Here is a 20,405-nt window from a genome sequence, read left to right as displayed (position 1 = left end):
AACGAGTGGTGACACCCCTGCTGCCACTAGGGTCGGCGCCATGATCGACCACGAGAGCGACCTCATTCAGGTCCGCGAAGCGACCGAAAGGCTGCTGACCGCGGCCGCCTCCCTGGACAACGCGGCGACGGCCATGCCGTCACGGCTGCCCGGCTGGAGCCGGGGCCACGTGCTCGCCCACGTCGCCCGTAACGCCGACGCCCTGGTGAACGTGCTGCAGGGCCGCCCCATGTACGCGGACGCCGCCACCCGCGACGCGGACATCGAGCGCGACTCCGGCCGCCCGATCGACATCCACCTCGCCGACCTGCGCGAGACCGCCGACCGCTTCCAGGCCGTGGGCGCCGAGCCCGCCGACTGGAGCCGCACGGTCGAGCTCCGCAACGGCGTCACGGACAGCGCCTCCCGGATCCCCTTCCGCCGCTGGGTGGAGGTGGACCTGCACCACGTCGACCTGGGCGTCGGATACGAGCTCGAAGACCTGCCCGAGGAGTTCGTGACCCGCGAGATCGAGTTCCTCGCCGAGCGCTTCACCGGCCTGGAGAGCGTCCCGGAGACGGCCCTCTGGTCCACCGACGGCCGGATCTGGACGACCGGCGGCACGACCGGCGGCACGACCGGCGGCGTCGTCGTCATGGGCCGGGCGCCCGAGCTGCTCGGCTGGCTCGCCGGCCGCCGCGACGGCACGGCCCTGGAGACCAAGGGCGGGCCCCTTCCGGAGCTTCCCGCGCTGTAGCACCCCTGTCGGTGGGCGAAGCTAGGCTGATCCCATGACGTACAGCGGAGTGGTGAAGGTCGGCGGACCGGCGGACGTGCACGAGCTGACGGACCTGATGATCTCGAAGGTCGCGGTCGGCCCGATGGACAACAACGCGTATCTGCTGCGCTGCCGGGCCACCGGCGAGCAGCTGCTGATCGACGCGGCCAACGACGCCGGCACGCTGCTCACGCTGATCGGTGACGACGGCATCAGGGCCGTCGTCACCACCCACCGCCACGGCGACCACTGGCAGGCGCTCGCCGAGGTCGTCGCCGCGACCGGCGCCGTCACGTACGCGGGCGCGTACGACGCGGAGGGCATCCCGGTCGCCACGGACGTGCCCGTCGAGGACGGCGACACGATCCGCGTGGGCCGGGTCGAGCTGACCGCGCGCCGCCTGGTCGGGCACACCCCCGGTTCCATCGCCCTCGTCTACGACGACCCGCACGGCCACCCCCACGTCTTCACCGGCGACTGCCTCTTCCCGGGCGGGGTGGGCAACACCTGGAAGGACCCCGAGGCCTTCGCGAGCCTGATCCACGACGTGGAGACCAAGCTGTTCGCGGTACTCCCGGACGAGTCCTGGATCTATCCGGGCCACGGCAAGGACACCACGCTCGGTGACGAGCGCCCGTCCCTCGCGACGTGGCGCGAGCGCGGCTGGTGACCCGCGGCGGGCCGACGGCGTCCTGTCGGTCAGGCCTGGCGCGCGGCTGAGCAGCCGCGCGCTTCCGCACGCCCCCGTAACCCGGATGCCGACGGGGTAGTTGGCGCGACATGCGCCTCAGTGACTCTCCGTCGCCACCCAGAGCCCCCTCCATGGCCCGGATCGCCGCCGCCTCGCTCGTCGGCACCGCCATCGAGTTCTTCGACTTCTTCGTCTACGGGACCGCCGCCGCCCTCGTCCTGGGGCCGCTGTTCTTCCCGACCTTCTCCCCGCTCGCCGGGACCCTCGCCGCCTTCGGCACCTTCGCCATCGGCTTCGTGTCCCGCCCGCTCGGCTCGGTCCTCTTCGGCCATGTCGGCGACCGGTACGGCCGGCGACCGGTCCTCTTCACCTCGCTGCTCCTGACCGGCTGCGCCACGGTCGCGGTCGGCTGCGTCCCCACGTACGCGACGCTCGGCATCGCAGCTCCCGTGCTGCTGCTCGTCCTCCGCTTCCTCCAGGGTCTGGGGCTCGGCGGCGAGTGGGGCGGGGCGGTCCTGCTCACCGCCGAGCACGCCCCCGCCCACCGGCGCGCGCTGTGGTCGAGCTTCCCGCAGATCGGCCCGGCGATCGGCTTCCTCCTGGCGAACGGGGTGATGCTGGCGCTCACGGCCGGTCTGAGCGACGCGGCGTTCCGCTCCTGGGGCTGGCGGGTGCCGTTCTGGGCCGCGGGCCTGCTCGCGGCGGTGGGGCTGCTGCTGCGCTCCTCCCTCGCGGAGACCCCGCAGTTCGAGGAGCTGTCCGCGTCCGGGAAGCGCGCGGGCGCCCCCCTGGCCGAGATCGCCCGCGACCACTGGCGGCTCGTCCTGCTGACGGCCGGGGCGCTCGCGGTCGGGTACGCCGTGTTCTACACGGTCTCCACCTGGGCCCTGGCCTACGGCACGAAGCACCTCGGGGTGAGCAGCACCGTGATGCTGACCTGCGTCATGGCGGCGGTGGCGATCAAGGGGGCGGCCACGCCCTTCGTGGCGCTGCTCGCCGACCGCTGGGGCCGTCGGCCGCTCTGCCTCGCGGGGTGCGCGGCGTCCGCGCTGTGGATGTTCCCTATGGTGGCCCTGCTGCACACCGCGCGGCCGTTCCTGATGTTCCTCGGCTTCCTGGGGGCGCTGCTCGCCTTCATCACGATGTTCGCGGTGGTCGCCGCGTACCTCCCGGAGCTGTACGAGCCCCGTGTCCGCTGCACGGGCGCCGCGGTCGGCTACAACCTCGCCGGCGTCCTCGGCGGCGCACTGACCCCGCTGGTCGCGACCGCCCTCTCCGACGGGGGCTCCGGTCCGCCGTGGGGCGTCGCCGCCTATCTGACCCTGGTCGCCCTGGTCAGCCTGGGCTGCTTCGCCCTCCTCCCGGAGACGCTGCCGCAGCGCTCCGTGGAACCGGCTCCCGCCCCCGCCTCGGCCTGACCCCGTTCCAGGACGCGAGAACGGCGACGGCCGGCCGGGGGGAACCCCGGCCGGCCGTCGCCGTGTGTGCCGCGTCAGGCGCCGATGCTGTCCTTCTCGGCGTCGTCGGCGTCGGCCACGCTCTCGGCGGCTTCCCGCTCCGCCTGCTTCTTGGAGGCGATGAGGCTGGTGATCGTGGTGATGACCAGGACGCCGCAGATGACCGCGAGCGAGAACGGGATGGAGATCTCCGGGACGTGCACCCCGGACTCGTGCAGGGCGTGCAGCACGAGCTTCACGCCGATGAAGCCGAGGATCACCGACAGGCCGTAGCTGAGGTGGACCAGCTTCTTGAGCAGGCCGCCGATGAGGAAGTACAGCTGGCGCAGACCCATGAGGGCGAAGGCGTTGGCGGTGAAGACGATGTACGGGTCCTGGGTGAGGCCGAAGATCGCCGGGATGGAGTCGAGGGCGAAGAGGATGTCGGTGGTGCCGATGGCGAGCATGACGATCATGAGCGGGGTCATGATCCGCTTGCCGTTGCTCCGGATGAACAGCTTGGTGCCGTGGTACCGGTCGGCCACGCCGAACTTCTTCTCGACGCTCTTGAGGAGACGGTTCTCCTCGAACTCGTCCTCCTCGTCGTCGGAACGCGCCTCCTGGATGAGCTTCCAGGCGGTGTAGATCAGGAACGCGCCGAAGATGTAGAAGATCCAGGAGAAGTTCGCGATGACCGCCGCACCGGCGGCGATGAAGATGGCGCGGAGCACCAGGGCGATCAGCACGCCCACGAGCAGCACGCGCTGCTGCAGATGGGACGGCACCGAGAACTTCGCCATGATCAGGACGAAGACGAAGAGGTTGTCGACGCTGAGCGACTTCTCCGTGATGTAGCCCGCGAAGAACTCCCCCGCCGCCTGGCTGTTGCCGAAGACCAGCAGGCCGATGCCGAAGAGGGCGGCGAGCACGATCCAGACGACCGTCCAGATTCCGGCTTCCTTGACCGACACGTCATGGGGCTTGCGCCCGATGAAGAAGTCGGCTCCGATCAGGGCACCCAGACCGAGAATGGTCAGCACCCAGAGAGTCATCGAAACGTCCACTGCGCCTCCGGCGTCGTACGGCTACTTGATCAGCGTCGTCGCTGCCGGAGGTCTCTTCCACCCGTGCGACGGACGATCGCCGCCGGGCCGACGCCCCGGGATCGGATCGATGAGGATCCGTCCGTATTGACGGGTACGCCGCGCAATGGGGAGTACTCCCCTCCGCACCAAGAAGACTACCCGAAAGACCAAGAGAAGGTAAAGGGAAGGGTAAAGAGCCACCAAGGCCGCAGGTCAGCGCCGGTTTACCGGCGAGCGCCCGCCACCTGTGCGAGGACCTGCCGGAGCACCGTACTGCCCGGGGGCAGCACCGGCGGCTCGTACGACCAGGCGTGGCCGACCCACGGATCGGCGAGGTGGTCGTCGGGTACGGGCGTGAGCCGGAGCAGCGAACGCCACAGCGGGTCGAGCAGCGGCCCGTACGCCGACGCGTCCTGCCGGTCCGCGACCATCAGCAGGTGCACCCCGACCGACGGCCCCTCGTCGGCGAGGTACCGCAGCCGGGTGACCGCCCGGTCGTCGAAGCCGTGCGGGAAGTCGTGCACGAGCAGCAGCTGCCGTGCCGCGTCCAGACCGGGCGGCAGGGCGTCGGCCGCCCCGCCCCGCAGCGCCATCTGCAGCAGGTCGACGCGCTCCGTGAGCTGTTCGAGGACGGCCGACACCCCGGCCGCGCCCCTGGCCGGCGGGGCCGCGAGGACACCCGACTCCACCAGCGGCGCGAGCGCGGCGGCGCCCGCGCCGGCCGCGTCGACCACATGGACGGCGAACTGGCCCGCCGGATGGGCCGCGAGCAGCCGTGCCGTGTGCGCGACCGCGCTGTCCAGGGCGAGCCGCCGCAGTTCGACCTCGTCGAGGAGCCCGGCCGCCTCGGAGCGCCCGCGCCCGCTGTCCACCCACAGCCCCCGCTCCAGCGGCAGGCGGACGAGCATCGGGATCCGCAGCTCCGACCGCTCGGGGAGGTGCAGGTCGCCGAGCCGGACGGCCATCGGTTCCTCCGCGGGGACGCGGTAGGCGTGCCAGACCGGGTTGTCCCAGCGGGCGAAGGCGGCGGGCAGGGCCGGTTCGACGACGGCGGACTCGGCCGCGAGCTGGGCGAGGTCCCGGTCGAGGACGGCCTGGGCCCGCTCCACCAGCTCGTCGTGCCGGGCGCGGGCGGCGGCCCGCGCGGAGTCGTTCGCGCCGCCGACCCGGGACCGGTAGTCCGAGAGCGTCTCGTCGAGTTCCCGGTCGAGCCGGGACTCCGCGAAGTCGCAGGCGCTCCGGTAGGCGGCGGCGGTCCTGGCGAGGTCCTCGAACATGCCCCAGACCTGGTTGTACAGGCGCTCGTCCATGGACCAGCCCGAGGCGTCCCCCGCGACCGGCGCGGGCGGCGCCTGCCGGGGTTCGGGCGCGGGCGCGGGGGTGGCGGCCCGGCGGCGGGGGTGGGAGTAGTCGATGGGACCGCCGCTCGGCGCCGCACCGGACGTGGCCGGGGCGGGCGTACCGGTGGCCGGGGTCGGCGCGCCCGTGACGGGGGCACCTGTGCCCGCGACAGGGGTGGGGGTGACAGGTGTGGATGTGACGGGGCTGGGCGTGACGGGTGCGGGCGTACCGGTGGCCGGGTCCGCCGAGGTCACCGGCGCGGTGTGGCGTACCCGCTCCGCCTCGGGGACGCGCTGCGTCGGCGCGGCGACCTGGGCGGGGCCGGGTGCGACCGTCTCCAAGATGGACGCGGCTACGTCGGCGGGGCGTTCCAGGCCCTGGTCGCCGAGCAGCGCGGCGAGCCCGCCGTCGTATCCCTGGCCCATGGCACGGACCTTCCAGGCGCCCTGGCGCCGGTACAGCTCCAGGGCGATGACGGCGGACTCGCTGTCGAGTCCGGTGATCGTGTAGCTGGCGATCTCGGTGCCGTCGCGGCCGGCCACGACGACGTGGGGGGCGGCGACGGCTCCGAAACGGGCGGCTCCGGCGGCTCCGCGCGCCCCCGGCAGCGCCAGGAGGACCGACACGCGGTGGACGGCCCCGGGGACCGCCTCCAGGTCGACGGTGAGGCGGTGGTCCGCCGCGGCCTCTTCCGGGACGGCGACGCCGTGCAGGGAGGGCGCGCCGGGGTGCGCGATCCATTCCGCGCCGGGGACCCGGCCCTGCTCGTCGCCGAGGGTGGCGCCGGCGAGGACGGGATGACCGGCCGACACCCGGATCTCGAGGCGGGTGTCGGGCAGGGGGTGGTTCTGCCCCCGGACCAGCTCGGCCGTCATCGACTCTGTCCCCTCAGCGTTTCCCGGTCGGATCGACCGGATCGACATGTGTGACTCATGCGGGACAGCTCCCGGTGGCCTGACGCCTCCGGGAGCTGTGGGTGTGTGCCGCGCGGGCGCGACTAGAGGTGCGGCAGGATCGCCGGCATCAGGTCCTGGAAGGTGCGGCCGTTGGCCGGGTTGCCCAGGGCGGTCATCTGCCAGCCGGAGCCGACCCGGTGCACCTTCGCCATGATCTGGGCGGTGTAGTTGCCGCCGCCGTCCAGGGTGTAGCGCGCGAGCTCCTGGCCGTTCGTCTCGTCGACGATCCGGCAGAAGGCGTTCTGCACCTCCTGGAACGTCTGACCGGTGAAGGAGTTCACCGTGAAGACGATCGTGTCGATGTGGACCGGGACCCGCTGGAGGTCGACGAGGATCGCCTCGTCGTCCCCGCCCTGGCCCGCGCCGCCGACGAGGTTGTCACCGGTGTGCTTGACCGAGCCGTCGTCGCTGACCAGGTGGCGGAAGAAGACCACGTCGACCGGCTGCTTGTCCGCGAAGAGGACGGCCGAGGCGTCCAGGTCGATCTCCTGCGTGCGCTTGCCGAAGAGACCGCGGCGCGGTGCCGCCTGCCAGCCGAGCCCCATCCTTACCTGGGTGAGACTGCCCCCGCCCTGCTTCTCCAGGCTGATGGCCTGACCCTTGGTCATGTTGACCGTCACGCGCTTGCCCCTCTCGTTGCGTTCCCCGCCCCGCTGTCCGTGCGTGCGGTTGTCCAGCACCCTACGCAGGGGGACTGACAGCGCGGAGACGCGGTCCGGATTTGTGTCGGTCTTGCAACACACCGGACCGCGTCCGGTCAGGCGAGTCCCGCCTCCTTCATCTGGCGCAACTCCTTCTTCAGCTCTCCCACTTCGTCGCGGAGCCGGGCCGCCACCTCGAACTGCAGCTCGGCCGCGGCGGCGCGCATCCGGTCGGTCATCTCCTCGATGATCGCGGCGAGTTCCGTGGCGGGCCGGTCGCCGAGCTCCATGGTGGAACCGGCCTTGCCCTTGCCCCTGGCCTTGACGCCGTGCGCGGCGAGCGCGGGGACGGGGGCCTTGGCACCCTTGCCCTCCTTGCCCTGGCGGTAGCCGGAGCCGAGGAGTTCCTCGGTGTCGATCTCCTCGCGCGCGATGGTCGCGACGATGTCGTTGATCTTCTTGCGCAGCGGCTGCGGGTCGATGCCGCGCTCCGTGTTGTACGCGATCTGCTTCTCGCGGCGCCGGTTGGTCTCGTCGATGGCCTGCTCCATCGCCGGGGTGATCCGGTCGGCGTACATGTGGACCTGGCCCGAGACGTTTCGGGCGGCGCGGCCGATCGTCTGGATCAGGGAGGTGCCGGAGCGCAGGAAGCCCTGCTTGTCGGCGTCGAGGATGGCCACGAGGGACACCTCGGGGAGGTCGAGGCCCTCCCGGAGGAGGTTGATGCCCACGAGGACGTCGTACTCTCCGGCGCGCAGTTCACGGAGCAGCTCGATGCGGCGCAGGGTGTCGACGTCGCTGTGCAGGTAACGCACCTGGATGCCGAGCTCCAGGAAGTAGTCGGTGAGGTCCTCGGCCATCTTCTTGGTGAGAGTGGTGACGAGGACCCGCTCGTCCCGCTCGGTGCGCAGCCGGATCTCGTGGACCAGGTCGTCGATCTGGCCCTCGGTGGGCTTGACGACGACCTCGGGGTCGACGAGGCCGGTGGGGCGGATGATCTGCTCGACGAAGCCGTCGCCCCGGGACAGCTCGTACGTCCCCGGGGTCGCGGAGAGGTAGACGGTCTGGCCGATCCGCTCCTGGAACTCCTCCCACTTCAGCGGGCGGTTGTCGAGGGCGGAGGGGAGCCGGAAGCCGTGGTCGACGAGGGTCCGCTTGCGGGAGGCGTCGCCCTCGTACATGGCGCCGATCTGCGGCACGGTGACGTGCGACTCGTCGATGACGAGGAGGAAGTCCTCGGGGAAGTAGTCGAGGAGGGTGTTGGGCGCGGAACCGGGCTCGCGTCCGTCGAAGTGCATCGAGTAGTTCTCGATGCCGGAGCACGAGCCGATCTGGCGCATCATCTCCAGGTCGTACGTGGTCCGCATGCGCAGGCGCTGGGACTCCAGGTGCTTGCCCTGCTTGTCGAGCTCGGCGAGACGGCCCTCCAGCTCGCGCTCGATGTCGTTGACCGCGCGCTCCATGCGCTCGGGGCCCGCGACGTAGTGGCTGGCGGGGAACACGTACAGCTCGCGGTCCTCGCTGATGACCTCGCCGGTGAGCGGGTGCAGGGTGGAGAGGGCCTCGATCTCGTCGCCGAACATCTCGATGCGGACGGCGAGCTCCTCGTAGACCGGGAAGATCTCGATGGTGTCCCCGCGGACCCGGAAGGTGCCGCGGGTGAACGCCAGGTCGTTGCGCGTGTACTGGATGTCGACGAAGCGGCGCAGGAGCTGGTCCCGGTCGACCTCCTCGCCGACCTTCAGGGGGACCATCCGGTCCACGTACTCCTGGGGCGTGCCGAGGCCGTAGATGCAGGAGACGGAGGCGACCACGATGACGTCCCTGCGGGTGAGCAGGGAGTTCGTCGCGGAGTGGCGCAGCCGCTCCACCTCCTCGTTGATCGAGGAGTCCTTCTCGATGTACGTGTCCGACTGCGGCACGTACGCCTCGGGCTGGTAGTAGTCGTAGTACGAGACGAAGTACTCCACCGCGTTGTTCGGCAGGAGCTCGCGGAACTCGTTCGCCAGCTGGGCGGCCAGCGTCTTGTTCGGCGCCATCACCAGGGTGGGGCGCTGGAGCTTCTCGATCATCCAGGCGGTGGTGGCCGACTTTCCGGTGCCGGTGGCACCGAGGAGCACGACGTCCTTCTCGCCCGCGCGGATGCGCCGCTCGAGGTCGGCGATGGCCGTGGGCTGGTCGCCGCTGGGCTGGTAGGAGCTGACGACCTCGAAGGGCGCCACCGAACGTTCGATCTTGGAAACGGGCCGCATGCAACCACCGTACGACCCGGCACCGACACTCGGGCGGTGATCACCAGTCCTGGGAGCGGTGACCACCCCTGGCGGCGGTCTTGCGGGCGGCACGGCCGGCGGGCCTGGAGCTCCAGTTGGCGGGTTCGCCGTAGGACGGGACGTGGCGCGGGGCGGGCACGCCGGGGCGGTGCGGGGCACGGGCCGCGGCCGCCTGCCAGTCCGGGTCGCCCATCACGAGCAGCGGGTCGAACATGACGACGACGGCGGCGAGGATGAGGAAGACCGCCGGGCCGATCAGCATCGGCAGCAGGAGCGAGGTGGCGGTGTCGCCGGTGCCGTCGGCGGGCTCGGTGCCGTGCAGATGGACGCTGACCGCCGACATGGCCGTGTAGTGCATACCACTGACGGCGACGCCCATCACCAGGCTGGCACCGAGACTGGCCAGAAATCCATGTACGGAGACGGCCGCCCAGAGGGCCGTGGTGGCCGCCACGACGGCGATGACCACGGAGAGCGCGACGGTGAGCGTGTCGTACTCGATACGCCCCTGGAGGCGCATACCGGCCATCCCGAGGTAGTGCATGGTGGCCACCCCGAGGCCCGTGATGGTGCCGCCGGTGACGAGGGTGAGGGCGGTGGCCCCGCGGTACCCCACGATGAAGATGCCGATGCCGACCATGAGGACGGCGACGCCCAGACTGGCGAAGGTGATGGGCCGGTCGTAGTTGATGGGCGCGTGCTGGACGGAGAAGCCCATCATGGCGATGAAGTGCATCGTCCAGATGCCGGTGCCGATGGAGGTGGCGCCGAGGGCCAGCCAGCCCGCCTTGAAGCTGTCGTGATGGCGGAGCGATCTCGTGGTGCACCGGAGGCCGAGGGCGCCGCCCAGGCACGCCATGAGAAAGGCCGCCACCGGGGTGACGAGCCCGTAGCTGAATCCGTCGACCGTGCCCTGCATGAGCGTGTGTCCTCCACCCCTGGTGCCACGTCGTCCGAAAACAGTCGGTACCGCTGGGTAGTACTACCGGGCGAGATTATGGCGCGCCCGGGGTCCCGCGACCATGTGACCGGGGAATTGGCGTTCGCGAGACCGGAGCGAGACCGGTCCGTGATCTTGGCGGGCTTGGTTCGCTCAAAGTCCGGGGAGCGCTCGGTGCGCAGATCCCGTTGTCAGTGGCGGGTCGTACCGTGGTCGGCATGGACATCGAAGCGGAGCCGTCGGGCGGCGGGCGGGCCGTCCCGGCGGAGTGGACGGTCATGGAGAGCGCCCTCGGGCCGCTCTTCCTCGCCGCGACCGAGCGGGGGCTCGTGCGGGTGGAGTTCCACGCCGACGCGGCGCGGCGGGAGCGGATGCTCGACCGGCTGGCGGGGCAGCTCGGCACGGAGCCGGTCGAGCGCGCCTCGGGGCTGCTCGCCGGCGCGATACGCGGCCTCGACCGGTACTTCGCGGGCGAGCCGGGCGACATCGACGTGCCGCTGGACTGGAGCCTGACGGCGGGGTTCAACCGACAGGTCCTTCGCGAGCTGGCCGACGGCGTCCCGTACGGCACGGTCGTGGGGTACGGGGAGCTGGCGCGGCGTGTGGGCCAGCCGGGGGCGGCTCAGGCGGTCGGGGCGGCCATGGGCTCCAATCCACTGCCGGTGGTGGTGCCCTGCCATCGCGTGGTGGAGAGTGACGGCGGGCTCGGCGGCTTCGGGGGCGGCCTGGAGACCAAGCGCCGGTTGCTGGCCCTGGAGGGCGTGCTGCCCGCACCGCTGTTCTGAGCGGAGGGTGGCGATCGGTCTCGCGGTCGTGGCGCGGGACGGTCGGCCTCTCGTCGCGGTCGGAACCGCTCGCTCCGACGGGGCGGCGGGCGTTCCCCTCGGGTGGGGCGACTGGCACACTCAGGTAAGTGACCAGCACCCCCGATGCCCCTGACTCTGCCCCGCCCGGGCACATACCCGCGCCCATGGCCGTCACCGACACCGAGCTGCCCGCGCTCCGCCGGCGGATCCAGGCCGTGCTCATCGCCACCCAGATCCTCGGGGGCCTCGGCATCGCCACCGGCGTCGCGCTGTCCGCCGTCCTGGCCAAGGACGTCAGCGGCTCGGAGGCACTGTCCGGCCTGGCGTCGACGGCGACGGTGGCGGGCCCCGCCCTGCTCGCCATGCCGCTGGCCGCCCTGATGGCCTCGCGGGGACGCAGGGCAGGACTCGTCCTCGCGTACCTGATCGGGGCGCTCGGGGCCGGAGTGGCGGTGCTCGGCGCGGTCGTCGGGAGCTTCCCGCTGCTGCTCGTCGGGCTCGTCGGCTTCGGTGCCGGATCCTCGGCGAACCTCGCGGCCCGCTTCGCCGCCGCCGACCTGGCCGCGCCCGACCGCAGGGCGCGCGCCATCTCCACGGTGGTGTGGGCGACCACGATCGGGGCGGTGCTCGGCCCGAACATCGCCGCGCCGGCCGGCGAGAGCGTCGCGGGACTGGGGATACCCGCCACCGCGGGCCCCTTCGTCTGGGCGGCCGGGGTGTTCGTGATCGCGGCGCTCGTGGTGGCCCTGCTGCTGCGCCCCGACCCGCTCCTCACCGCCCGCGCGCTGGCCGACACCGGGGCGGACGAGACGGCGGAGGAACGTTCGCTCCGGGCCGGGATGCGGGTGGTACGGGAGTCCCCGCGGGCCCGTCTCGCCCTGGTCACCGTCGCCGGCTCGCACACCGCGATGGTGTCGATCATGTCGATGACCCCGGTGGCCCTCACCCACCACGGCGCGGACATCCAGCTGATCGGACTCGTGATCAGCGGGCACATCGCGGGCATGTACGCCTTCTCGCCCCTGATGGGGTGGCTGTCGGACCGGCTGGGGCGGCTCTCGGTGATCGGGCTCGCGGTCGGACTCATCGGTGCGGCGGCGCTCGTCGCGGGCACGGCGGGACCCAGCCACGGCCGGATCGCCCTGGGGCTCTTCGTCCTCGGCCTGGGATGGTCGGCGGGCCTGGTGTCCGGCTCGGCGCTGCTCACGGACTCGGTGCCGCAGGCGGCGCGGGCGGCGGTGCAGGGACTCTCCGACTTCATCATGAACACCGCGGCCGGTGTCGGCGGCCTCGCGGCGGGCCTGATCGTCGCGAAGGCGGGCTACGGCCCGCTGAACGCGATCGCCGCGTGCCTGCTGCTGCCGATGGCCGCGCTCGCGCTCCGCGGCTCGCTCCGCAAGGCCTGACCGCCCGAAAGGCCTGACCGCCGAAGACCTGGCACCCGAAGACCTGACGCCGGGAGATCAGCCCGGCTGCGGCACCGCCGGGGAGGACGCCCCTCCCGCCAGCCGGCGCGGGGCACCCGTGCCGTCCGCGGGCACGGACCAGACCGCTCCCCCGTATCCGTACGCGAGGGTCGACCGGTCCGTCCACAGCGCTTGGTCGTCGATGCCGCGCCGCTCGGCGACCGCGTGTTCGCGCCCGGTCCCCAGCTCGTACACGTACAGCCTCCACGGCTCGCGCGGACCCTCGGACACCTTCTTCTTGAAGGCGATCCGGGTGCCGTCCGGGGAGAGCGACGGGCATTCGACGTTCTCCCGCAGGGTCCTGGCCGACCAGTTCCGTATGTCGCCCTCGACGAGGTGGGTGCGGCCGGCCGTCGAGACGGTGGCGTAGAAGCGGTTGTCGTCCGCGGCGAAGCTGACACCCCAGTAGTTGACGTCGGGGGCGTGGTGGCGACGGCCGCCGAGGGTGAGCGGGATCTGCTCCATGTTCTTCACCAGGTAGCCGGTGCGCAGATCGAGGATCGAGGTGCGGGTGGAGAAGGACGAGCGCGCGTAGGAGTCGCCGGTCGCGAACATCGTCCAGGAGAGCATGTTCCCCGAGGCCGAGACCCGGGCGCGGCTGGGGATGCCAGGCAGGCCGATGCGCCGCACCTCGCGCAGCCTCCGGTCGAGGACGAGGGCGTACGAGCGGGCCGGTACGCCCGGCCTGCGCTGGAGGCAGAGGGCGGTCCCGCCGGCCGCGTGGAAGCGGTCGCAGGAGGGGCCGCCCACCACCCGGCCGCCGTGCGCGGACGGGTCCACGCGCGCGACGCGGCCGGTCGCGGTGTCCCGGGCGTAGAGCGCGCCGGGGCCGGCGGCGAGGGTGAAGCCGGGGTCGGCGGCGCCGGTGGTCGCGGCCCCCCGTCCTGAGGCCGCCCGCAGGGTGTAGGCCGTGGCTCCGCCGCCGAGCAGCAGGAGGGCGAGTACGAGGATCCACACGCGCGTGCGGGTGGACGGGCGGGCACCGGTCGGAACGGGCATGGGTCAGTCGGTCCTCTCGGAGGGCTCGGGGACGGCGGCGGCCACGGAGGGCCTCGGGGCCCCGCGGTCCACGGGGGTGTCGGGCAGCATGCGCGCGGCGCAGCAGAGGGCGGCCGTGAGGGCGAGCAGCGCCGCCACGAGCGCGGTCCCGGGTCCGCCCGCGGTCCAGACGGCGCCGAACGCGACGGCGGCCCCCACCCGGGCGAGCGCCTGGGCGGTCTGGACGAGCGCGAGGCCGCCCGCCTGCCGCCCCTCGGCGAGGAAGGGGCCGGTCAGGGCCATCAGGACGCCGTCGGTGGCGGCGTAGAAGACGCCGAGCAGGACGAGGACGCCCAGGAGGACCGCCGTGTCGGGCAGCGGTGCCAGGAGCAGTCCGTAGGCGAGGAGCAGGGCCACGTGCCCGTACAGGAACGGTGCGCGCCGCCCGATCCGGTCGGCGAGGCGTCCGGCGGGGACCGCGAGCAGCAGGAAGACGCCGGCGGCGGCGAGTGGCAGGAACGGGAACCAGACGGGGTCGAACGCGAGCCGCCGCTGGAGCAGCAGGTAGAGGAAGGAGTCGCCGACGGTGGCGGCGCCGAGGAGTCCGGCGCAGAGCACGATCCGCCGGTACGCGGGCGAGCGCAGTCCGGCGAGAAGCCCACCACGCGCGCGTGGCGCCGCCGATTCGGCGGCCGGCTTCGTCGGAACCCCTCCCGGCCCCTCCCGCGTCCGGCCGGGGACGAGCAGCACCCACAGCAGGACGCCGAACGCCCCCACGCAGAAGCTGACGGCGAAGACGGCGTCGTACGCGTCGGCCGTCGCCCACAGCAGGGCGAAGGCGGCCAGGGGCCCGAGGAGGGCGCCGACGGTGTCCATGGCGCGGTGGGTGCCGAAGGCGCGCCCCAGGTCCTCGGGTGGGCTGTGCAGCGTGATCAGGGCGTCGCGCGGGGCCGTGCGGACGCCCTTGCCGAGCCGGTCGGCGGCGATGGCGGTGGCGATCCAGCCCGTCGCGCCGCCCGCCAGGAGGAGGCCGAGCCGTGAACAGGCGGAGAGGGCGTAGCCGAGGCCGCCGATCTGTTTGTGGCGGCCGCCCCGGTCGGCGGCGGTGCCGCCGAGGAGCCGTACGAGCGCGGTGGCGCCGGTGGAGAGACCGTCGAGCAGCCCGAACTGGAGCGGGGACAGGCCGAGTCCGAGGACCAGGTAGAGCGGCAGGACCGCGGTCACCATCTCCGAGGAGACGTCGGTGACCAGGCTGACCGCGCCCAGGGCGAGGACGGTGCCGGGGACGCGCCGCCGGACCCCCGAGGGGGTGGGCGGCGCGTCGCGGCGACCGGTGGTCGCGAGGTACATCAGTGGCAGGTGTAGGTCGGGCCGGTGTCCTTGACCTGGTTGTCGACGCCGACGTACTGCCAGGTGTACGTCGTGTCGGTGAAGTCCAGCTTCAGGACGCCGTACGGACCGCTGATCCGCTTCTGGCTGTTGGGCTGGACCGTCTCGATCGCGTACGGCTCGGCGCCGCCCATGCCTCCGACGATCTCGACGATGCCGTCGGCGGCGGCCTGTCCGCTCGGGTTCTGCCGGGCGAACCGCTCGTAGTGGTGGTCGTGGCCGTTGAGCACCAGGTCGGCCTTCGCGCCGTAGAGGATCTGCCACACGGGCTTGGAGACGGGGTCGTTGCCGTGGCCGCCGGAGGAGTACAGCGGGTGGTGGAAGTAGGCGGCGACGCAGCCCTTGGTGTTCCGCGCGAGGTCGTCCTTGAGCCACTGGATCTGCGCGGCGTCGTCGAAGGAGTTGGAGTCGAGGGCGATGAAGTGCCAGTTGCCCTGGTCGTAGCTGTAGTAGGGCTTGCCCTGGGGGTAGGCGATGGCGCCGAAGTACGACTTGTAGCCGGCGAACGCGCCGGCCGGGTCGTAGGACTCGTGGTTGCCGGGCACGGGCCGGGTCTGCGCCTTGAAGGCGCCCCACGTCTTGTCGTAGTAGTTGCGGAAGTCGGAGAGCCGGGCGTCGTCGTACTGGTTGTCGCCCATCGTCAGGTAGAAGGACGGCGCGATCCGCTGGGCGAGGGCGGCGGTCTTGGGGTGGGCGCAGGAGCTGCTGGAGGCCGTGCACTGGGCGGCGATGTCACCGGCCGCGACGACGGTGAACGCGCCGGTGGGCGGGGGCGTGGTGCCGGCGGTGCCGTAGACCTCGACCGTGTAGAGCGAGTAGCCGTACGGGGTGCCGCGCGCGGTCCCGTACACGCGCAGGTAGCGGCCGGTCCCGGTGAGTCCGGTCCAGTCGTCCGTGCCGCCGTTGCCCGCGCTCTCGGTGGCGAGGCTCGTCCAGGTCGTGCCGTCGGTGGAGATCTCGACGCGGTACGCCTTGGCGTGGGCGACCTCCCAGACGAGCTTGACGCGGGAGATGGTGGCGGAGGGGCCGAGGTCGACCCGGATCCACTGCGGGTCGATGCCCTCGGCGCTGGCCCAGCGGGTGGTGGAGACGCCGTCGAAGGCCTTCTCCGGGCCGAACGTGCTGTCCTCGACGGAGGAGGACGTGGCCGGCCGGCCCTGGGAGATCAGGACGTCGACGGCGGCTCCCGCCCGGTCCGGCAGGGCGAGGAGGAGTCCGCCGACGAGCATGAGCACGGCGGTGAGGACGAGGGGAAGTCGGTGGGAAACGGTGGGGCGGGGTGGGGCGGAGGCGTTCAGGCGCATACCTGGGCTCCCTGGCCTGGGGGACGGCGAGAGCTGGACACCGGTGCGGCGCACCACGGGCCGCCGCGGGGCGCGGACCGGTTCGCCCGTGCCCCGGGACATGGGGCACGGGCGGCCGGCCGTGGCGATTCGGGGCGCCACGCGGTGGGTGGTGCTCGGCGGCCGGGTCAGAGCTCTCACTGAGCGCGTCACGCCCTGGGAAGGGTCGCCGCGCCAAGCCGCTGCCCGGGGATGCTAGCCGACAGGAAGGTTTCCTACCAGACCTTCGGTGCCCCGGATTCCAGCCCACTGGAAGCGCGCGGCACCCCCGACCCAAGGGGCTTCAGAGGCTGATGTGGTACGCCTTGCGCAGGGTCTCGTGCACGGTCCAGGTCGTCCGGTCGCCCTCGCGCAGCACACAGGCGTCGCCCGGCCCGATCTCCAGGGTGTCGCCGCCCTCGACGGCGACGGTCGCCCGGCCCGAGACCACCACGAAGAGCTCGTTGGCCTCGGTGTCGGTCACGACGCCGGGCGTGATCTGCCAGATGCCGCGCAGCTGCTTGCCGTCGGCCGACTCCCACAGCACCTTGCCCGTGACCTCCGGCGTGCCGGAGACGATCTGGCCGGGATCGAGCGGCTCCGTCTCGAGGTCCGCGTCCGGGATGTGCACGGCGAAGGAGGGCTGGTCATGTGTCGTCATGGGCGGTGACTGTAGCGGTGGTCCAGGGGTGCCCCGAGGCCGGGACCGGCTGGACGACAGCCCTCCGCTTCCCCTCCCACCAGGGACGATGCCGGTATCCCGCGAGGACGACGAAATCCGTACCGGCCCTTCCTCCCGGCCTCCGGCGGGCGGCGCGTCCGTCCGGGCGACCGCCCCGGGCACCCCGTGACGGATTCCGAAGGCGCGGCTCTCCGGGTGGCCGGTGCTCGCCGACGAGGTTTGCCGAGCCGGTGGTCGCGCCAGGAATGGGACATGTCGACACAGGTGTCCGAAGAGGTACGGGAGGCGCTCCACGAGGGGCGTCCCGTCGTCGCGCTGGAGTCGACGATCATCGCCCACGGCCTGCCGCGCCCGCGCAACCTGGCCGTGGCCCTGGAACTGGAGGAGCTGGTACGGGCCGGGGGCGCCGTCCCCGCCACCGTCGCCGTGGTCGAAGGGACGGCCAGGGTCGGCCTGGACCGGGAGGCCCTGACCCGGATCGCCGAGGACCCGGCCGTGCGCAAGCTCGGGCACCGCGACCTCGCCCCGGCGCTGGCGACGGGCACGACGGGAGCGACGACGGTGTCGGCGACGGCCTGGCTCGCGGACGCGGCGGGCATACGGGTGTTCGCGACCGGCGGGCTCGGCGGCGTCCACCGCGGGTGGACCGAGACCCAGGACGAGTCCGCCGACCTGCGGCTGCTCGCCCGGGTCGGGATCACCGTCGTCTGTGCCGGGGTCAAGTCGATCCTCGACGTGCCCGCGACGCTCCAGCGCCTGGAGACCCTGGGGGTGACGGTCGTCGGGTACGGCACGGAGCACTTCCCCGGCTTCTACCTCTCCTCCTCGGGCGAGACCGTGGACTGGACCCTCCGCACACCGGAGGAGGTGGCCGCGGTGATACGGGCGCAGGACCGGCTCGGCGGGCCCCGGGCGGCGCTCGTCGTCGGCAACCCGGTACCGGTGACGGAGCAGTTGGATCCCGCGTTGCACGACCGGGTGCTCGCGGGAGGCCTGGCGGCGGCGAAGGAGAAGGGGATCTCGGGGCAGGGGGTGACACCGTTCCTGCTCGAATACCTGACGGTGCACACCGAGGGGGCGTCCCTGGAGGCCAATCTTGCGGCGGTACGGGGCAATGTGCGGCTCGCGGCGAGCATCGCGGGAGCGTACGGCGCGGGGGCGGACGGCGTGACGGCGGCGCCCGGCGCGGACGGCCGGTGAGCCGGACGGCGGGTGCGCTTCTGGTCGTCGGGGACGTGGTCACCGACGTCATCGCGCGGCACCGGACCCCGCTCGCCCCGGCCACGGACACGGCGGCGGAGATCCGCACGCTCCCGGGCGGCGCCGGGGCCAACGCGGCCTGCTGGGCCGCGCGTTCCGGTCGCTGCGAGGTGCGGCTGCTCGGCCGGGTGGGCACGGACGCGGCGGACTGGCACGTGCGGGCCCTGCGGCACGCGGGCGTACGCCCCTTGCTCGTACCGGACCCGGAGGCGTCGACGGCCACGGTGATCGCGCTCGTGGACTCCTCGGCGGAGCGCACCTTCCTCACCGACAGCGGCGCCGCCCTGCGCCTCTCCCCCGGCGACTGGTCCGCCGCCCTGCTCGACGGCGTGGCCCGGCTGCATCTGTCGGGCTATCTGTTCTTCGCCACGCCGAGCCGCGAGGCGGCTCGGCGTGCGCTGCGGGACGCGCGGGAGGCGGGGGTTCCGGTGAGTGTGGACCCGGCCTCGGCGGGGTTCCTGACGGAGCTGGGGGTCGACCGGTTCCTGACGGCGGCGGAGGGCGCCGAGGTCCTGCTGCCCAACGCCGACGAGGCCCGTACGCTCACCGGCCGCGGCGAACCGGAGGCGGCGGCCGCCGAGCTGAGCCGCCGGTTCCCGCTGGTGGTGGTCACCCTCGGGGCGGCGGGCGCGCTGGTCGCCGAGGGCGGCGCGGTCACCGCGCGGGTGGCGGCGCCGGGGGTGCGGCCGGTGGACTCGACCGGCGCGGGCGACGCGTTCACCGGGGCGTTCCTCGCGGCGCGGCTCGCGGGGGCGGATCCGGCGCGGGCGGCGGAGGCGGGCTGCCGCGCGGGCGCGGAAGCGGTCACCGTGGTGGGCGGTCGCCCACCCGACCTCCAGCGTCCCCTCCCGGCCGGCGCCTGACACAACCTCCGTCCGGGCCTACCGGGGCCCGGTCCTACCGGCATCCGGGCCTACGAGCCGAGCCCCGTCCAGGCCGGGTGGCGGGGGTCGTCGGCGCGGACCACGGCGTCGGCGGTCGCGGTGGGGTCGACCTCCGTCTCGTACCGGGCGAAGGCGGGCAGGGTCCAGGTCTCCTCGGTACGCCGGGCCAGGGCGGCGGGCGAGAGCCGCAGATGCACGGTGAGGTCGAAGGGGAACCAGTGGCCCAGCAGGAAGGGCCCGTGCAGCACGAGGACCCCGCCCGGCGGCAGGGTGACGTACGGGCTGCGGGTCGCGCGGTCCCGCGCCGGGTCCCACAGGTCGGGCAGCACGCGCCCGGTGCCCCCGGGCTCCAGCGGAGCGAAGACCTCCCGCCACAGGGCCTTGATGTCGGTCCACCCGTCGTAGTACGCGTCGGGGTCCCGCTTCCCGTACTCGTACCGGAGGGAGGCGGGCCGCAGGAAGCCGCCGGTCCCCACGACGTGGACGGAGCGCCCGCGCGTCCGCAGCCGCTCGGCGAGCAGGGCGGCGAGTTCGCCGCCGGGTGCGGCGGGCGGCCCGTCGATGCCGACCTTGAGCCAGTCGCCGCCGTCGCCGGGGGTGGCCGCGTCGACGTGCCCGGCGAGGGTCGCCGCCAGCCGTTCCCAGGTGATCGCCTCGTATCGCATCCCGCTCATCCCGCTCGTCACCGGTCACAGGTCACGGCTTGACCTTGTCACTGGCGTCACTGTTTCACCATCGGATTCATGGACACCACCACACCCACCAGGGTCGTCGTCGTCACCGGCGCGGGCACCGGCATCGGCCGGGCCACCGCCCGCGCCTTCGCCGGGCAGGGGGCGACGGTCGTCGCCGTCGGCCGCAGGAAGGAGCCGCTGAGGGAGACCGCCGAGGGGCATCCCGGGATCCGTCCGTACGTCGCCGACGTCACGGCGGAGGGCGCGGCCGAGGAGATCGTCCGTACCGCGCTGAGCGACCACGGCCGGCTCGACGTGCTCGTCAACAACGCCGGCGTCGCCACGGGCGGCCCGCTCGGCACCCTCGACCGCTCCGTGATCACCCCGCTCCTCGAGACCAACCTCGTCGCCCCGGTCCTGCTCACCCAGGCCGCCGTCCCCGCCCTCCGCGCGTCCCGGGGCGTCGTGGTGAACGTGACGACGACGATCGGACAGCGCGGCTGGCCGTCCAACTCCTTCTATCCGGCCACCAAGAGCGCCCTGGAGACCCTGACCCGCTGCTGGGCGGTGGAGCTCGCGCCCGACGGCGTCCGGGTGGTGGCGGTCGCCCCCGGCGCGATCGAGACACCGATCGGGGACCACATGGGCCTCTCCCCCGAGCAGCTGCGGGCCGTGCGCGCGTGGCAGCTCGCGCACACCCCGCTCGGCCGGATCGGCAGGCCCGAGGAGGTCGCCTGGGCGATCACCGCGCTCGCCGCGCCGGACGCCGCCTTCCTGACCGGCACGGTCCTGCCCGTCGACGGGGGTGCGCTGGTCGCGTGATA

At 73.0% G+C, this 20,405-nt stretch carries 18 protein-coding genes; 8 read left to right on the top strand and 10 right to left on the bottom strand.

Annotated elements, in window-relative coordinates; translation table 11 throughout:
* Nucleotides 1–40: 40 nt before the first annotated feature.
* The 3 genes from IO20_RS0102470 to IO20_RS0102460 all read left to right on the top strand — a co-directional run bounded on the left by IO20_RS0102470 (nt 41) and on the right by IO20_RS0102460 (nt 2,866).
* Complete coding sequence (locus IO20_RS0102470) at nt 41–736, top strand: maleylpyruvate isomerase family mycothiol-dependent enzyme (RefSeq protein ID WP_030547110.1); 696 nt, start codon at nt 41–43, stop codon at nt 734–736.
* Between the two features lie 34 nt (nt 737–770).
* Nucleotides 771–1,427 (top strand): MBL fold metallo-hydrolase, encoded by a 657-nt coding sequence (locus tag IO20_RS0102465; protein WP_030206024.1) that lies wholly within the window; start codon nt 771–773, stop codon nt 1,425–1,427.
* Nucleotides 1,428–1,579: 152 nt separating this feature from the next.
* The gene (locus IO20_RS0102460; RefSeq protein WP_030547111.1) at nt 1,580–2,866 is read left to right on the top strand and encodes an MFS transporter; all 1,287 of its coding nucleotides are present in this window, start codon (nt 1,580–1,582) and stop codon (nt 2,864–2,866) included.
* Nucleotides 2,867–2,940: 74 nt separating this feature from the next.
* Here IO20_RS0102460 and IO20_RS0102455 read toward each other — a convergent pair whose 3' ends face one another.
* The 5 genes from IO20_RS0102455 to IO20_RS0102435 all read right to left on the bottom strand — a co-directional run bounded on the left by IO20_RS0102455 (nt 2,941) and on the right by IO20_RS0102435 (nt 10,099).
* Complete coding sequence (locus IO20_RS0102455) at nt 2,941–3,948, bottom strand: TerC family protein (RefSeq protein ID WP_030547113.1); 1,008 nt, start codon at nt 3,946–3,948, stop codon at nt 2,941–2,943.
* 245 nt (nt 3,949–4,193) lie between these two features.
* Nucleotides 4,194–6,185 carry a TerD family protein gene (locus IO20_RS0102450; protein WP_030547115.1) on the bottom strand — a complete coding sequence of 664 codons (1,992 nt, stop codon included), beginning with the start codon at nt 6,183–6,185 and terminating at the stop codon, nt 4,194–4,196.
* A 122-nt stretch (nt 6,186–6,307) separates the two neighbouring features.
* Entirely contained in the window at nt 6,308–6,886 is a 579-nt protein-coding gene (locus IO20_RS0102445; protein ID WP_030206036.1) for a TerD family protein, read from the bottom strand.
* 137 nt (nt 6,887–7,023) lie between these two features.
* Nucleotides 7,024–9,159, bottom strand: coding sequence for an excinuclease ABC subunit UvrB (uvrB, locus tag IO20_RS0102440; protein ID WP_030206039.1), 2,136 nt, complete (start codon nt 9,157–9,159; stop codon nt 7,024–7,026).
* Nucleotides 9,160–9,199: 40 nt separating this feature from the next.
* On the bottom strand, nt 9,200–10,099 hold the full coding sequence (locus tag IO20_RS0102435; protein ID WP_030547117.1) for an MHYT domain-containing protein: 900 nt from the start codon (nt 10,097–10,099) through the stop codon (nt 9,200–9,202).
* 239 nt (nt 10,100–10,338) lie between these two features.
* Here IO20_RS0102435 and IO20_RS0102430 point away from each other — a divergent pair, with 239 nt between their 5' ends.
* A complete protein-coding gene (locus tag IO20_RS0102430) occupies nt 10,339–10,905 on the top strand; it encodes a methylated-DNA--[protein]-cysteine S-methyltransferase (RefSeq protein WP_030547119.1) in 567 nt (188 codons plus the stop codon).
* Nucleotides 10,906–11,090: 185 nt separating this feature from the next.
* A complete protein-coding gene (locus tag IO20_RS0102425) occupies nt 11,091–12,332 on the top strand; it encodes an MFS transporter (protein WP_037634385.1) in 1,242 nt (413 codons plus the stop codon).
* Between the two features lie 57 nt (nt 12,333–12,389).
* Here IO20_RS0102425 and IO20_RS0102420 read toward each other — a convergent pair whose 3' ends face one another.
* The 4 genes from IO20_RS0102420 to IO20_RS0102405 form a co-directional block, all read right to left on the bottom strand.
* Nucleotides 12,390–13,391, bottom strand: coding sequence for a TolB family protein (locus tag IO20_RS0102420; protein ID WP_031126692.1), 1,002 nt, complete (start codon nt 13,389–13,391; stop codon nt 12,390–12,392).
* A 3-nt stretch (nt 13,392–13,394) separates the two neighbouring features.
* Nucleotides 13,395–14,720, bottom strand: a complete 1,326-nt coding sequence (locus IO20_RS0102415) for an MFS transporter (protein ID WP_030547127.1) — start codon at nt 14,718–14,720, stop codon at nt 13,395–13,397.
* Nucleotides 14,720–16,063, bottom strand: a complete 1,344-nt coding sequence (locus IO20_RS0102410) for a discoidin domain-containing protein (protein WP_030547130.1) — start codon at nt 16,061–16,063, stop codon at nt 14,720–14,722. The genes IO20_RS0102415 and IO20_RS0102410 overlap by 1 nt, the downstream gene beginning before the upstream one ends.
* Nucleotides 16,064–16,385: 322 nt before the next feature.
* On the bottom strand, nt 16,386–16,742 hold the full coding sequence (locus IO20_RS0102405) for a cupin domain-containing protein (protein ID WP_030547132.1): 357 nt from the start codon (nt 16,740–16,742) through the stop codon (nt 16,386–16,388).
* A 273-nt stretch (nt 16,743–17,015) separates the two neighbouring features.
* Between IO20_RS0102405 and IO20_RS0102400 the strand changes: the two genes are divergently transcribed.
* Nucleotides 17,016–17,963: a pseudouridine-5'-phosphate glycosidase gene (locus tag IO20_RS0102400; RefSeq protein WP_051874307.1), complete on the top strand. Its 948-nt coding sequence runs from the start codon at nt 17,016–17,018 to the stop codon at nt 17,961–17,963.
* Nucleotides 17,960–18,886, top strand: coding sequence for a carbohydrate kinase family protein (locus tag IO20_RS0102395; protein WP_030547137.1), 927 nt, complete (start codon nt 17,960–17,962; stop codon nt 18,884–18,886). Before IO20_RS0102400 ends, IO20_RS0102395 begins: the two co-directional genes overlap by 4 nt.
* A 50-nt stretch (nt 18,887–18,936) precedes the next feature.
* Here IO20_RS0102395 and IO20_RS0102390 read toward each other — a convergent pair whose 3' ends face one another.
* Nucleotides 18,937–19,572 (bottom strand): nucleoside/nucleotide kinase family protein, encoded by a 636-nt coding sequence (locus IO20_RS0102390; protein ID WP_030547139.1) that lies wholly within the window; start codon nt 19,570–19,572, stop codon nt 18,937–18,939.
* A gap of 78 nt (nt 19,573–19,650) precedes the next feature.
* On the opposite strand from IO20_RS0102390, the gene IO20_RS0102385 reads away from it, so the two are divergent.
* Complete coding sequence (locus tag IO20_RS0102385; protein WP_030547141.1) at nt 19,651–20,403, top strand: SDR family NAD(P)-dependent oxidoreductase; 753 nt, start codon at nt 19,651–19,653, stop codon at nt 20,401–20,403.
* Nucleotides 20,404–20,405 lie beyond the last annotated feature (2 nt).

Origin of the sequence: Streptomyces exfoliatus (assembly GCF_000725545.1) — a bacterium.
In the GTDB taxonomy this organism is placed as follows: Bacteria; Actinomycetota; Actinomycetes; order Streptomycetales; family Streptomycetaceae; genus Streptomyces; species Streptomyces exfoliatus.
This window is presented reverse-complemented; position numbering and strand designations above follow the sequence as displayed.